We start from the raw sequence: 13,455 nt of genomic DNA, 5'->3' as shown, positions 1-13,455 counted from the left end.
ACGTGGCGCCCGCTGAAGTCGTGGCCGACGGCCTGCCCCAGTGCGGTTGTTCGCCGAGCAGCAGCCCGGGGCCCACTCTGCGAATACGGTGGCCGACCGGACACTCGGAGCGAGGAGCCCGTGGTCACCTCTTGGGGTAGGGGGGTTGCGTTGGGTGGGGCGACATCTCGATGAAGGTGTCCAAGGCGGCGCTGGACGCCTTCGCCGCGGCGCTGAGCGTGCGCACGGTGGCGATGCGGACGTGGCCCGACGGGATCGAGTGGATGTACCCCGTGGGCACATGGGACGAGGCACACCTGAAGGTGGCGCTCATGCCCGGCGGTGAGGAGGTGTGGTTGAGGATGTCCACCGACCGCTCCAGTGTCGCCGTGTGGACCATCGAGCAGTGGTGGGCATTCTCCGGGGAGCTGCCCGGAGCGACGCCGCCGCAAGCCTGAGACGCGAAGCCCACGGCGGTTCGGCCGGCGCACGGACGGCGGAGGTCAGCGTGGCTTCGGCGAGCCCGGGTCGTTGAGCACCCGGCCGCACCGTAGGCCCTGTGGCGGGACGCTGACCGCCGTAGCAACGCGAACGAGGACCGATGCAGAAGAAGCCCGCCCACGACCCGACGTACGGCTACGACCCGGAGACGAAGCCCGTCCGGGTCGATCAGCACGACCTGGCGCGGCTGCTGTTGATGTTCCGCTAGCTGATGCGCGAGCAGAAGCCGGGCTCGTGGGATCACATGAGGGACTACACAGGCCCGCCAGCAGGAGCAGGAGGAGGCCGCGGAACGGCGCCGGAAGGAGCTGGAGGAGCAGGAGTGGGTACGGACGGCCGAGGAGGACGAACGACGGCGGCTGCAGCGGGAGGAGGAGCACCGCGTCTTCATGGAACAGACGCGGCGGCGGTGGGCGGAGGAGGAAGCACGCCGGGAACAGGAGCGGGTGGAACGCGAGGCGCGTCTCGCCCGTGAGCAGACCGAGCGCGAGGAGCGGGAGCGCCAGGACCTGGAGACCGCGCGGGCGTGGTGGGGCCGGCTGTCGCCGCAGCAGCAGACCGAGCTGTTCGCCGCCGTCGCCGAGTACGCCTGGCGGACGTCGAACCTGCGGGTGGAGATCCCGGAGAAACCCATGATGTGGCCGCAGTACGCCCACGGCGTCCCGGTCCACGTGACCGACAAACGGCGGACACTGTACGGGATCGTGCGGCCCTGCCCCGACCTGGCCGCTACCTGCTCCAAGCTCGCGGAGGAACTGGTCCTGGCCCGCAGCGCCCAGGAAGCGCGCGAACTCGCCGACATCCTTCCCCAGAGCCGGATCGTCCACCTCGACCTGCTCGAGCACGAACAGCTCACCATGTACTGAGGCACCCACCGGGGCCGGGGTCACCCTGCCCCACCTGACAAGGCGCACTGAAACGTTGAGCGCAACGCACCCCCTCGCGGCGCTGGGCATGGGCTGGGCAGGCCCGGCGCCAACCGTCGAGGCCACCCCGGAGCCGCCCGTCCCGCAGCCCGCGCGGTCGGCGGCTCCGAAACCGCGGGCGGCGCGGGAACACCACGAGGAGTGTGACGAGGAGCTGCACGAGGGCGGGAACTGCACCTGCTGGTCCATCGAGCGGTTCGGGCCGCCCTCCGAGCGGGACGACTTCTGACCGCTCCCCCGCCGCCGTGAGACCCCGGGCCCGCCGACCCTGGCGCGGCAGATCGGGTGCGGACCAGCGCGCTCGGCCTGATGGTCGGGTCCCGGACGCCTTGCGTGGAAACGCACCCCTTTGTGGTCTGCGTCGGCTATACCGGGATGGATCCAATCACCTCGCCCGCCACAGAGAAGGAGTCCACTGCCTCATGACCGACGCCACGAACGCCGCTTCCGCCAGACGCGCCAACCGTGTGATCACGATCGTCGCCGTCGTCATCGGCCTCGCCTTCACCGGCTTATGGACTTTCATCTCCATCCCTCAGCTCATGGACTTCATCGGCGACCGGGACATCACCGCGCCGCTGTTCCTGGCCATCGCGGTCCTTGCCGGCCCCGCCTTGTTCTGGTTCTTCATCGGTCTTGGCTTCGGCATGAGCGTGCTGGGCTGGGCTGCCGGGCTCGCTGGCACCGGCATCTTCATCAGCCTCACCTACGGGTCCCTCGTCGCCTCGTCCGACGGCCACGGCTTCTCCTACTGGCTGTTCATCACCATGCTCGTCGTCTGCAACATCGGTGCCTTCTGTGTGACTCCCTACGTCCTCGTCCGTGGCACGGTCGGGCGCCGTTGACCCGGCGTGTGCTCATCGGCCTCCAGGGCGGGCAAAGTAGCCGGAAGCCCGGACCGCCCCCGCCCGCGCGCTGACACACAGGGCAAGCGCGCTCGCGGCGCGGGGCGTACGTCACCGCGCGGGCTACCAGCGGCGCAGGTCTTTGGTGAGTTCGCGGTACCACTCGGTGCGGCGCGGCACGTACTCGTCGGGCGCCGGTCCGAGCGCGACGACCTGGTCTGTGATCCCGTAGGTGACCCGGTAGGCCAGGACCTGGGTGGCGTGGTCCATCCACTCCTGCGTCTTGTGTGCCGGCGGCACGGGACCGAGCACGGTCACGAACCACATGGGCAGGAGGGCGCGGTCGCGGATCGCGTCGGCCAGACGGCCGCGCAGCAGCCAGTTCAGTTTCCGTTCCGCCTTGTCGCCCTGGTCGATCAGCGAGGCCTTCGCCTGCCTCAGGGAGTCGTCCTGGGCCAGTGCGGTCTGGGCGGCCTGAGCGGGGCCGGCCAGCTTCTGGGCCCGCTGGTCGTTCTTCTCAGCAAGGGTGTGGGACATGCCGAAGTCCATGACGGCCTGCTTGAACTCGCGGGACATGCGCGGCTGAGTGGTCAGGACGCCGGCGGCCTCCACCACCTTGTCGCGGTGATCGTCGCGCTCTTCGACCGCTCCTTCGTACTCGCGGACCTTGAGGCGGTGGGCCTCGCGCTGGTGTCCGGGGAGCAGGCCGGAGCGTACGTGCCAGCCGTGGCTGGCGGTCCTGGCCAGCTTCTTCCACTCCGGGTCGACGGTGTCGAGGTCGGCGAGTGGGGCGCCGCCCGTGGCGAGCAGGTGGGCTTCGAGGGCCTGGACGCGGCCGGTCAGCCGCTTGAGGGCCTGCTCGGTGTCCTGGATGTGGCCGCGTACGTCGTCGTCCAGCTCGGTGAGGTCGTTGCGGACGGTGCTGAGGTCGTCCTCGAGGCTGCGGATGTCGCCGCGGATGTCGCGCAGCTCGTAGTCGAGGTCTTCGACCTCCCCCAGCTTCGAACGCAGCGAGTGCAGCTCGTGCTCCATCCCGCCGGTCCGGGTCTCCAGACGGCGGACCTGGTGGCCGTAGTCGTCGCTCACCGCTGCGCCCCCTTCTCCCCCGCGTCCATCGAGGACCCGGCGACAAGCAGCCAGCCCACGGCGGCGGCGATGATGAACCACCGGCTGATCACGCTCAGGCTGATGAGGGCCATCAGGAGAGCGACCACGTGCAGTGCGATGGCTCCGAAGCGGCGGTCACGGTGCTGTTCGGCATCGACCTTCTGGAAGCAGCCGGCCACCGTTCCCACGAAATGCGGGACGAGCAGGACCAGCCACCAGGTCGAGCGGTCGAGGACGAAGACGAGCGCGATCAGCACGGCACCGACGGCCGCCTGGCCGCGCCAGGACCACGTCACGATGCGCTCACTGCGTGTGCGCTCGGGTTCGGCCAGACGCTCGGGGATCGTCTTCTCGAACTCCACCAGCTCGCTGGCGGAGTTCACCAGCCGGGCGCTCCACCGCGAACTGGTCGTCGTCGACGTCGTGCTTCAGGACCTCGGCGTGGCTGGCGCCGACCTTCTGCTGAAGCTGCGTGAACTGCTGCTCGACATCTCGCTCGGTGCTGTCCACCGAACCACCTCCACCCGCGATGCGGCGACACGCCGACCGGACACTTCCCCGCTGGCGGCCACCGCCAGCCGTCAAACCGATCGACCGTACCCGCAGCTGCCCGGAGCCCGCCGGGCAATCAGACCGACCGGCAAATGGTGAGGTCGAGGGCTCACCAAGGGTTCTGGTTGTGAGACAGGCACGAGCCTGAGTGATCATGGAGTTGTCTACGCTCAGTGATCACTCGGAGGGCTCGTGCCTGCGGTCCCATCTTGCCTGCTGGAGCCCCTATGGGACCAATTCGCCGCATTGTGGTATGTACCGGGCCACCCACTGCGATGCCACCGACGACGTGTCCCGGACCGCGTCGTCTTCGATCACATCGTGCTGGCACTGGTCCACGGCTGCGAGAGCCACGGCGTACCCCTGGCGGGCTACCAGCTCACCCGAGCCGATCACCAACAGCAGGAGCAGTCAGAGGACATCAGTCGCTGGGTGGAGAAAGTGCTGGCCGAGAAAGAGGCTGAGGAGCGGGCGGACCCCGCACTTGCAGAGCGTCGGCGCGGAGCAGCTCAGCAGACTCTGGACAGCCTGCTGACATACAAGAGTCCCGATCACGAGACCATGCGGTGGCGGGTGCAGCTCTACTGCGGCCATAACATCGAGACCAGCCGTCACAAAGAGAACCCCGCCACTACAAGGCAAGGTTCGTCCTCGATGTCCTGCCCGGAATGTGGGAAGGACCCCTCGATCATCGTTGCGTACGAACCGATCGGGTTGACTGCCGAGCCACCCATGCCTTCCGCCGTGATTCGTGAACAGCCACCCCGGGAGCCCACACGGGCCCAGCTCGAACGACGCGTCGCCGCCCTCGAAAAAGAGAACCGTCGACTGCGAGCCACAGCAAACAGGAGCCAACACGATTTCCCCGATGCCGCGCCGTGACACCGCAGCACGGCGCGGGCTGCGTCCCGTCGAAGGATCTGCGGATCAGCTCCAGTAGAGCCCGCGAAGGGCACCTTTGGCTGCACATGCCACCCGTGCTTGATCGTTCTGCCCTGACTTCGAGAGTCTGGCGGAGGGGATCCGCAGCCTCGGCTTTGGCCAGGTGGCGGGCGAGGTCATACCGAGTAACCCTGGAATCAGTGCCGTTACCGGCCAGGGAGGGAAGGTAACCACACAGACCAAGGGGCGTAGCACGGGTACGACACATCGCCCTTCGCGCCCGGCTGAACCAGCAGTTGATCCGTCAGCTCGGTAAACGAGTCCATCGCCAAATCTGATTCGCCTGCATATGACGCCGCTGTCGCGCCATGGCGGAGCCGCCTTGGGATTCGCGCGAAGCGACACAATCGGCAATGGATCGGACAGGGGAACAACCTACCGACAGAGAGGGAAACAAGAAATGGGCGTGGGTTGGATAGACAACATCTACAACAACACCGACAGTCAATGGTACTTGCGGTCGGTCGACAGCAGTCATAACGGAGTCCTGACAGGCGACGGGGGATCGTTCCCGCTAGACGATCTCAATTACCACGCTCTCACTCCAAAGTCGAAGTTCCATGCTCAGTGGTGCGGAATTCCGTGGTACTACCAGGGATCGCACTACAAGGCCATGTCCCTCGACAAGCAGAAGAACGTCCAGTTCTATACGTCTCAGTCTGATGGAACGAACTGGATTTACTTTCTGGATGGATTGACGGGAAACCCCGTCGCCAGACAAAAAGCGCCGAAGTCCGACTTCCACTGCAATCTAAGATTCGAGGATGACGGGAATTACATCGATATCGTCAACGATGACGGCTCTACGGTGGAGGCTGTGACATTCGTCTACAATGAGTCGAAGTTCTGGGCGGATGAGGCTATAAAGCTCGTCGCCGCACTTATCAAGAAGATAGGAGGAGGGAATTAGAGTACCCGAATCGGCGATACCGGCCGGGCTGCCCGCGTCTCCGCACAGAACGCGGGCACCCGCCTAGGCTCAGAGAGCTCACTTTGAGGGGTTGCTATCCGCTGGCTCGCCGACGGCAGGGAGAATGACGTTTCCTCAATGAAGTTCATTTCCAGTGACCGTTGAGGACGAGTGTGGCGCGGGCGATGTCGCCGATCCGGCCGGGGCTGAGCGTGACGCGCTTGAGTGCGCGCCAGCGTTCCTTTAGAGCTCAACACCGTTGCGTTAGCGCCGTGAGCGGCTATTGAGGCCGTGGTCGAAGAACGCGACGGTGGTGCGGACGGTGTAGTTCTGGGCCTTCTGGGGGTGCTGTCCGGCGTTCGGTCCGTACTTGCTGGTGGGGTTCTTGCGGGTGCGGGCCTTCACTCGTTGCCGTCGGTGGGCGGGCAGGAGGGCGTCCAGGGCCGCGTGGCCGATCGTGCCGACCAGGTCGACGAGGGTGTTGGGGAAGATTCCATGGCCGGCGGTGACGGTGTCGGTTGCGGCGGCCAGCAGGACGGTGAAACTGATCCGTTCCATGGGTACTTCCGGCCGACCGGTCAGGGCGTCGTCGCCGGCGCGGATCAGAGCCTGGTAGGCGGTGAGCAGGGCGTAGACCTCCTGGTCGAGGCCATCGATGCTGCGGGAGCGCAGGACGCGGCCGTCGAGCATCGTGGCCTTGATCGAAAAATACGTGGTTTCCGCCTGCCATCTGCGGTGATAGAGCTCAACGAGCTCGGCGGCCGGAAAACGGACGGGGTCCAGCAGGTTGGTGATCAGCCGCCACTGCTCGGTGCGGACGGTGCCATCGGCCAAGGTGATGGTGAGGGTCGCCTCGATCACGCGCACCGGCAGCAGTACCCGCAGGACGCCGTAGCCGATACGTGCGATGTAGGAGCCGTCGCCCAGGTGCTCGGCGGGGGTGGGGACACGGCGGGCCCCGGAGCGCACCAGGAACCGCGCCCCGCTCTGATGGACGGCATCAAGGAACTCGTTGCCGTCGAAGGCCGCGTCGGCCAGCAGGAGCATTGTCTCGTCCAGGGCGGTCAGGAGCCGCTTGGCATAGGGGAGTTCACCCTCGGACTCCGGTCCGAAGGCGGCGGCTATGAGCGCGCGGGTGCCGCACTCGACCAGGGTCAGCAGCCGCAGGAGCGGATAGCCGAACTCCAGACCCTCCCCGGCCCGTTTGGGGTAGCGCCAGGTGAGCGTCTCGTCGTCGGGGGTGTGCAGCAGGGTCCCATCGACGGCCACCGTGCGCAGGCCCCGGTAGAAGGACCCGTCCTGCCCGGGGCGGGCGACGGGCCCGGCAAGCGTCTCGAACAGACGCCGCAGAGGTGCGGCCCCCACCCTGCGCCTGGCCCGCGTCAGCGAGGAGACCGCGGGACGCACCAGGGCCAACGGGGTCAGGGCGGCGGTCAGTTTGGACCACACCATGCGGTACGAGCGGTGCTCGAACAGCGCGAGAGCGAGCACGAAGTACACCACCACCCGCGAAGGCAGCAGCCGCAGGCGCTTCTCGCGCCGACCGGTCTCCTCCAGCACCGCGTCCACCAGCGCAAAGTCCACGATCTGGGTCAACTCCCCCAGATGGCCCGGCGCGAACACACCCCGGGCTGTCTCGATCGTGGACGTGATGACAGACTTCTCCTGCAACGGGACCCCTGACCTTGATCGACTTTCTTCGCCGATCGTTGATCTATCAGGTGGTCCCGTTGCGCTGTTCAGCAGGGCTTGACGTACAGCTCAGGGGCCAAACGCAACGGCGTTGCTTTAGAGCTCGTAACACGATCTTGCTGAATCGTCCTGGTTGGCCGTGACCGGTGTGAGGATTCGGCCGTTCGTGATGGTGTGACTACTCGGCCGTGGATCGTGGATGACGACTTGTGGGCGCTGATCGAGCCGCTGCTGCCGCCCTGGCCGGAGCGGTCGCCGGGGCCGAGGCCGGTGTCGGACCGACTCTGCCTCCAGGGCATCCTGTTCGTCCTCTACAACGACATAGCCTGGCAACTCCTGCCGTTGGAGCTGGGGTTCGGCTCGGGTCAGACGTGCTGGCGGCGTCTGGACCGGTGGCAGAAGGCCGGCGTCTTCGACCGGCTGCACCGGATCCTGCTCGCGGAGCTAAACGCGGCCGGCGAACTCGACTGGTCCCGGGCGTGTGTGGATGGTTCACACATCCGGGCGAAAAAGGGGGTGCCGACACCGGTCCGTCGCCGGTCGACCGGCGCAAGACAGGCAGCAAACATCACCTGATCTGCGACGGGCGCGGCACCCCGCTCAAAGTCATCACTACTGCGGCCAACGTCAATGACGTCACCCAGATCCTCGCCCTGGTCGACGGCATCCCGCCCGTCGCGGGCCGCCCCGGCCGGCCCCGCCGCAGGCCCGAAGCCCTGCTCGGCGACAAGGGCTACGACTCCAACGTCCATCGTGCCGAACTGCGTCACCGGCGGATCCTGCCCGTCATCTCCCGCAAGGGATCACCGAACATCAAGGGCATGGGCGAGCTCCGCTACGTCGTCGAGCAGACCTTCGCCCTGCTCCACCACTTCAAACGCCTCACTGTCCGATGGGAGCGTCGCACTGAACTCCACGACGCCTTCGTCTCCCTCGCCTGCAGCCTCATCTGCTGGAGACGTCTCAAGAAAGCCCGCTCGTGATCGTGTTACGAGCTCTAAGTCCGACCGGCAAATGGTTCACTTGAGGCGTCGGGTGGTGGGGCGGCCATCCCAGCGATAGCGGTTCGTCGCTCGGCGGATCAGCATGCGGAGTGTGACGAGGGTGGCAGCGAGGTAGAGGTAGAACTCCACGACCCTGCCGTTCCTCTCAGTGCAGCGCCGCAGCTTGCCGTTTCGTTCATCCACGAGTGCGTTCGTTCGACCACCCAGCGCTTGCCGGCCTGGATCGGGGCCGGCACGCCCTTACGTGCTATCTCGGCCGTGAAGCCCAACTCGGCTATCAGTGCACGGGACTTGCTGCTGTCGTAGCCACGGTCGAGGTTGATGTTGACGACCGTCGGCAATGCACCGACCTGTTCTGTCACCGCATCCAAGGTGGGTCCGAGCAGGGGCGAATCATGGCGGTTGGCGCCGTCGGAGACGATCCCAAGCGGGACGCCGCAGGCGTCGGAGGCAACCGAGCGCTTCAATCCCTGTTTGCCTCGGTCGACCGGCGAGCGGCCGGTCTTCTCTCCGCCGCAGGGAGCCTTGGTGATGCACCCGTCTACCGAGATCTCGGTCAGTCCAAGGCCGATCACGCGGTCGTACGCCTCAAGCGCCAGAGCGTGAGCCAGCTCGGATATCCCGAGTTCGGCCCATTGTTTGACGCGGCGTCGGATGGTGCGGTCCGAGCAGCCTGGGCTGGCGATCCGCTCGTATCCGCAGCCGTGGACCAGTGCCAGCACGATGTGATCGAAGACGACGCGGTCCGGGACACGTCGTCGGTGGCATCGCAGTGGGTGGTCCGGTACATACCCGTCCCGTGCAGGCAACAATGCGGCGAATTGGTCCCATAGGGGCTCCAGCAGGCAAGATGGGACCGCAGGCACGAGCCCTCCGAGTGATCACTGAGCGTAGACAACTCCATGATCACTCAGGCTCGTGCCTGTCTCACAACCAGAACCCTTGGTGAGCCCTCGACCTCACCATTTGCCGGTCGGTCTCAGATGCAGTGGCCGAAACCATGTCGATCTCTTCCGCGCATCGGTGCGTACCCGGGGATGTCACGTTGTCTCTGTGGTTTGGCAGAGGCAGTTGTCATGAGTTCTGCAGGGCGTACACCTGGTACGGCACGGTGGTTCCGCCGTCGGCCTGCCGGTCGGACGTCCCGATGTGGGTGAACCCGGCCTTGATCAGGACGCGGCCGGAGGCGGGGTTGTCGGGGTGGTGCATGGCTTCCAGCCGGTTGAGGCCGACGGTGGTGAAGGCGACGGAAACAACGTGGTGGGCGGCGTGGGTGGCGTAGCCGTGGCCCCAGGTGTCTTCGCGGAGGATGTAGCTGATGGTTCCCATGGACGGGGTTCGTCGCCGCAGGGAGATCAGGCCGATCATCTCGTCTGAGGCGGGGACGGCGAAGTCTGTGGACGACCGGCTGATTGACGAGCTGGTGGGCCGGGCCCAGGCCGAGGGCCTTCAGCTGACCGGCGAGGGCGGGCTGCTCCAGCAGCTGACCAAGCGGCTCCTGGAGTCGGCCCTCGAAGGCGAGATCACCGACCACCTCGGCTATGACAAGCACGATCCCGCCGGGAAGAACGGCGGCAACTCACGCAACGGCACCCGTGCCAAGACCGTGCTGACCGATGTCGGCCCGGTGGAGATAACCGTGCCCCGCGACCGCGAGGGGTCCTTCGAGCCGAAGATCGTCAAGAAGCGGCAGAAGCGCCTGTCCGGCGTGGACGAGATGGTCATCTCGCTCGCGGCCAAGGGCCTGACCACTGGTGAGGTCCAGGCCCACCTGGCCGAGGTCTACGGCGCCGACGTGTCCCGCCAGACGATCTCCACGATCACCGACAGTGATAGTGGTATTCGGGTTCCCGGTGGTCGTGGCTCGATCACTGACTGACGTCCTGCTGGGCTGTCTTCGCCTTGGTCTGTCCGGCTGCCGGGGCCCGTTCCCGAGGCCCCGGCCGGGTGGATCATGACCTCATAGGAGCCTGGCCAGAGGCCCCATCACTGTCCTGTCTGCCCCACCCGGCTGGAGCCACCTCCGGTCAGGAAGGCATTTCCAGCATGACAGAAACGGACACTGCAGCAGCCGTCGAACACGTGGTGATCGGCGGCGTGGACTCTCATGCCGACACTGTCCACGTTGCCGTGGTGACCGACCGCGGTGGGCAGATCGCCGATGCCGAGTTCCCCACAACGGCCGCCGGATACACGGCTGCTCTGGCCTTCCTGGCTGCTCACGGCACCGTCGCCGCCGTCGGCGTGGAGGGCACGTCCTCCTACGGGTCGGGGTTTACGCGCGCGGCCCGCAAGGCCGATCTGACCGTGGTCGAAGTCAACCGGCCGGACAAGGCCGAGCGCCGCAGGATCGGCAAGTCCGATCCGATCGACGCCTATGCCGCAGCTCGTGCGGTCGTGTCCGGCCGGGCCACCAGTGCCCCCAAAGGCGATGCCGTCGCCGGGATCCGGGCTCTGCACAACGTGGCACGATCCGCCGTCAAGGCCCGTACAGCGGCGCTGAACCAGATCGGACACATCCTGATCACCGCGCCCGACAGCATCCGCACGAAGTACGAAGTGCTGCGGGGCGACAAGCGCATCGACGCCCTGGTCCGGCTCCGGGTCGGCAACGACCCTGTCCATGTCCCGATCCTGACCGCCCTGCGCACGCTCGCGCGACGCGTCCAGAACCTGACCGCTGAACACGCCGCTCTGACAGCGGAGTTGGACGCCCTGGTTACGCAGCTGGCTCGATGCCGCTTGACCGACGATAGGAGCATCAAGGTCCTTCAAGGCTTGGTTCAGGGCCTGGCTCGCACTCGGGATCATGAGCGGGATCGTGAACGCGATCAACACCTGGCCCGTAGACGGGCACTTCCTCGGGCTCCTGGATCTCAGAATGGGGCTTTTCACCGGACTCATCCTCGGGCTCGTGGGAGGGTTCATTGGCGGGTTCGTGAACGGACTCAAGGGAGAACCAACCACCGTGACCACCCCTCGGGCAATTATCCGCGACGACATGGGCTACGGACTCCTGATCGGACTCATCGCCGGCCTCATGGCCGTACTCCTGATCCAACTCGTGGGCGGAGACGGAAACACGGACGGGCTCATGTCCGAACTCATATACAGAATCATGGACGTGATCCAGCTCGTGAACGTATACGTGGTCGGGCCCATGGACGGGCTCGCGGGCAAGATCATGGTCGGACTTGTGGTCGTGCTCGCGGGCGGGTTTGCGGCTGCGGCGCGCAGGTACGGGGTGTTCTTGCTGTGCTCACGCGGCAAGCTGCCCTTCCGCCTCGGCGTCTTCCTCGACTGGGCCGTCACCGCCGGACTCCTGCGCTACAGCGGGCCCGGCTACCAGTTCCGCCACCGCGAACTTCAGCAATGGCTCACCGCCCATCCGCACCCCTGAGCTCTGGCGCCGGGCATTCACACCGACGCAAACCTATGGTCCCAGGCGGTCGAAGCGGGGACCTACGGCACGTGCCGGCACCGACGAAGCCGTGCTCCAGAACGGGGCGCCCCCTGCGGCCGTCAGGCAGCAGCAGGAGGTCACGGCGCAAGACCGCCGTGACATCGAGAGGCTGGCCGCCGCCCGTTCCGCGCTGGCCAGGAACGGGCCGTGAAAGCGCTGCTTCCCGGGGCCCACGTGGAGCGGCTGGAGCACGGGAGTGCGTGGCACGGGGATCCGGGGCTGCTCCCCCTGCGGGCTACGTCGCGGCCGGGAGGGGTTCTGTGAGGCGGTCCAGCCGCGTGTAGAGGGCCCGCACGAGCCGGGCGCGGTTCTGGGCGCAGCGGGCGGTGCGTTCCAGCGGTGCGGACAGGCGTCCGTCGGCTTCACGGAGGACGACTTCGGCGAGGGCGCCGCGGCCGTTGTCGGCGTTCGCGTCAAAGTGCACCGGGCGGTACACGTGAACGTGCACCACGCGGGCCGAGCTTGCGGGAGTGGCATGGCTGCCTCGGCCGAGTTCCTTGAGGAACTGCCGTTGGCTGTCCAGGAATCCGTCCGCGAAGAGCGAGTGGGGGGAGAAGAGCGCGGTGAGCGTGATCTTGAGGTCCGACTGCTCAATGGGCTGCTTGAGCAGTGAATGGGTCGCGTCCGGGTAATGCTTGACCGTCAATGCGCCACCTGCGTCCAGCACCTTGTGGTAGATGCGCTCCGTGTCGGCGGTGTCCACGTTGATGTCATGGCCTGCGAGGGTCAGCAGCACCGGTACGCCGCGCAGGGCGCGGAGGTCTTGTGTGGCGTCCGCGGTGTAGTTCTTGGAGATGAAGCCCCAGCGGTCGGCGGTCATGCCGTCCGCGTCGCCGCGCATCGCCTTGACGTACTCCTCGAAGGTCGCCTGGCGTTCCAGCAGCCGGAGGGTGGTGTCGCTCTTGGCGACCTCCGCCTTGGTGCGGGCTGCTGATGCGCCGTCGGCGCGCAGCTCGGCGAGGAGGTTGTAGTGGCCCTGCTGGAGCCAGTTGATGGCGGGCGAGACGGCGATAACGAAGCTCACGGGCGTCTTGGCGGCGATCTTCGGCAGGACCCAGCCCGCCTGGCTGGCGCCCCAGAGCCCGATCCGGTCGCCGTCGATGTCCGGGCGGGCGCGGGCCCAGGCGATGGCGGCGGCTGCCTCGTTGGCCCGGTCGTCCATGGACTGGTCGAGCCAGTCGCCGGATGCACCCGCGACGCCGGGCTTGTCCCAGGACAGGGAGGCGTACCCGGCCTTGGCGTTCGCCTCCCACATGGGCTTGTAACCGTCGTCGTGGGTGGCGTCGACGGGGCCGTCGCCGTGGACGTACACGACCAGGCCGTGGTGCTTGCGGCCGTCCCTGGGGATGGCCAGTACGCCGTTGAGGGTGTGGCCGCCGTGGCGGATCGTGACCCGCTGCTCGTCCATGTCGTAGGAGTTCTGCCACAGCACCACACCGACGAGGCCGGCGGTCACGACCAGGGCCGTGACGAGTGACCACACGGCGATGCGGAGTCCGCGCCGTCCGGGCCGGATCTTTGGACACATGGGATC

General features: G+C 66.8%; 14 protein-coding genes and 6 pseudogenes. 13 read left to right on the top strand and 7 right to left on the bottom strand.

Annotated features, from left to right (window positions below):
- The first annotated feature begins 170 nt into the window (after window positions 1-170).
- From OG936_RS37875 to OG936_RS37860, 4 genes are all read left to right on the top strand, one after another.
- A complete protein-coding gene (locus OG936_RS37875) occupies window positions 171-437 on the top strand; it encodes a hypothetical protein (RefSeq protein WP_406500248.1) in 267 nt (88 codons plus the stop codon).
- Between the two features lie 432 nt (window positions 438-869).
- On the top strand, window positions 870-1,346 hold the full coding sequence (locus tag OG936_RS37870) for a hypothetical protein (protein ID WP_406500247.1): 477 nt from the start codon (window positions 870-872) through the stop codon (window positions 1,344-1,346).
- Between the two features lie 55 nt (window positions 1,347-1,401).
- Window positions 1,402-1,635 carry a hypothetical protein gene (locus OG936_RS37865; protein ID WP_406500246.1) on the top strand — a complete coding sequence of 78 codons (234 nt, stop codon included), beginning with the start codon at window positions 1,402-1,404 and terminating at the stop codon, window positions 1,633-1,635.
- 193 nt (window positions 1,636-1,828) lie between these two features.
- A complete protein-coding gene (locus OG936_RS37860; protein ID WP_406500245.1) occupies window positions 1,829-2,251 on the top strand; it encodes a hypothetical protein in 423 nt (140 codons plus the stop codon).
- A gap of 123 nt (window positions 2,252-2,374) precedes the next feature.
- On the opposite strand, the gene OG936_RS37855 is transcribed toward OG936_RS37860, so the two are convergent.
- Both OG936_RS37855 and OG936_RS37850 read right to left on the bottom strand, forming a co-directional pair.
- Window positions 2,375-3,337 carry a hypothetical protein gene (locus OG936_RS37855; RefSeq protein WP_406500244.1) on the bottom strand — a complete coding sequence of 321 codons (963 nt, stop codon included), beginning with the start codon at window positions 3,335-3,337 and terminating at the stop codon, window positions 2,375-2,377.
- Window positions 3,334-3,741 carry a hypothetical protein gene (locus tag OG936_RS37850; protein ID WP_406500243.1) on the bottom strand — a complete coding sequence of 136 codons (408 nt, stop codon included), beginning with the start codon at window positions 3,739-3,741 and terminating at the stop codon, window positions 3,334-3,336. Before OG936_RS37850 ends, OG936_RS37855 begins: the two co-directional genes overlap by 4 nt.
- Window positions 3,742-3,781: 40 nt before the next feature.
- Between OG936_RS37850 and OG936_RS37845 the strand changes: the two genes are divergently transcribed.
- The 4 genes and pseudogenes from OG936_RS37845 to OG936_RS37830 all read left to right on the top strand — a co-directional run bounded on the left by OG936_RS37845 (window position 3,782) and on the right by OG936_RS37830 (window position 5,762).
- Window positions 3,782-4,009, top strand: coding sequence for a hypothetical protein (locus OG936_RS37845; protein ID WP_406500242.1), 228 nt, complete (start codon window positions 3,782-3,784; stop codon window positions 4,007-4,009).
- Between the two features lie 93 nt (window positions 4,010-4,102).
- A pseudogene (locus OG936_RS37840) lies at window positions 4,103-4,252 on the top strand (IS5/IS1182 family transposase); the annotation flags it as partial.
- A complete protein-coding gene (locus OG936_RS37835; RefSeq protein ID WP_406500801.1) occupies window positions 4,232-4,792 on the top strand; it encodes a hypothetical protein in 561 nt (186 codons plus the stop codon). The pseudogene OG936_RS37840 and the gene OG936_RS37835, both read left to right, overlap by 21 nt.
- 349 nt (window positions 4,793-5,141) lie before the next feature.
- A complete protein-coding gene (locus OG936_RS37830; protein ID WP_406500241.1) occupies window positions 5,142-5,762 on the top strand; it encodes a hypothetical protein in 621 nt (206 codons plus the stop codon).
- A 264-nt stretch (window positions 5,763-6,026) separates the two neighbouring features.
- Here the strand turns inward: OG936_RS37830 and OG936_RS37825 are convergent, their stop codons facing one another.
- The gene (locus OG936_RS37825) at window positions 6,027-7,433 is read right to left on the bottom strand and encodes an IS4 family transposase (RefSeq protein WP_406497063.1); all 1,407 of its coding nucleotides are present in this window, start codon (window positions 7,431-7,433) and stop codon (window positions 6,027-6,029) included.
- 195 nt (window positions 7,434-7,628) lie between these two features.
- Here OG936_RS37825 and OG936_RS37820 point away from each other — a divergent pair.
- Window positions 7,629-8,437 (top strand): IS5 family transposase gene (locus tag OG936_RS37820; protein WP_406500240.1). Its coding sequence is split into 2 segments (ribosomal slippage): window positions 7,629-7,946 and window positions 7,949-8,437, totalling 807 coding nucleotides; the frame shifts between segments, so codons are not numbered across the junction.
- A gap of 36 nt (window positions 8,438-8,473) precedes the next feature.
- On the opposite strand, the pseudogene OG936_RS37815 reads toward OG936_RS37820, so the two are convergent.
- Together OG936_RS37815 and OG936_RS37810 are read right to left on the bottom strand one after the other, a co-directional pair.
- Window positions 8,474-9,324, bottom strand: a pseudogene (locus OG936_RS37815) (IS5 family transposase).
- 208 nt (window positions 9,325-9,532) lie between these two features.
- A complete protein-coding gene (locus OG936_RS37810; protein ID WP_406500239.1) occupies window positions 9,533-9,826 on the bottom strand; it encodes a GNAT family N-acetyltransferase in 294 nt (97 codons plus the stop codon).
- On the opposite strand from OG936_RS37810, the pseudogene OG936_RS37805 reads away from it, so the two are divergent.
- The 4 genes and pseudogenes from OG936_RS37805 to OG936_RS37790 all read left to right on the top strand — a co-directional run.
- Window positions 9,786-10,286 (top strand): annotated as a pseudogene (locus OG936_RS37805) (transposase); the annotation flags it as partial. The gene OG936_RS37810 and the pseudogene OG936_RS37805 sit on opposite strands and share 41 nt — an antisense overlap.
- Window positions 10,287-10,504: 218 nt before the next feature.
- A pseudogene (locus tag OG936_RS37800) lies at window positions 10,505-10,921 on the top strand (transposase); the annotation flags it as partial.
- Between the two features lie 346 nt (window positions 10,922-11,267).
- Window positions 11,268-11,858 (top strand): hypothetical protein, encoded by a 591-nt coding sequence (locus tag OG936_RS37795; RefSeq protein WP_406500238.1) that lies wholly within the window; start codon window positions 11,268-11,270, stop codon window positions 11,856-11,858.
- Between the two features lie 91 nt (window positions 11,859-11,949).
- On the top strand, window positions 11,950-12,072 hold the full coding sequence (locus OG936_RS37790) for a hypothetical protein (protein ID WP_405681832.1): 123 nt from the start codon (window positions 11,950-11,952) through the stop codon (window positions 12,070-12,072).
- Window positions 12,073-12,156: 84 nt separating this feature from the next.
- Here OG936_RS37790 and OG936_RS37785 read toward each other — a convergent pair.
- Together OG936_RS37785 and OG936_RS37780 are read right to left on the bottom strand one after the other, a co-directional pair.
- Window positions 12,157-12,321 (bottom strand): annotated as a pseudogene (locus tag OG936_RS37785) (restriction endonuclease); the annotation flags it as partial.
- Window positions 12,322-12,534: 213 nt separating this feature from the next.
- A pseudogene (locus OG936_RS37780) lies at window positions 12,535-13,329 on the bottom strand (alpha/beta hydrolase family protein); the annotation flags it as partial.
- Between the last annotated feature and the right edge of the window lie 126 nt (window positions 13,330-13,455).

It is taken from the genome of Streptomyces sp. NBC_00846, from assembly GCF_045207325.1.
GTDB lineage: Bacteria > Actinomycetota > Actinomycetes > Streptomycetales > Streptomycetaceae > Streptomyces.
This window is presented reverse-complemented; position numbering and strand designations above follow the sequence as displayed.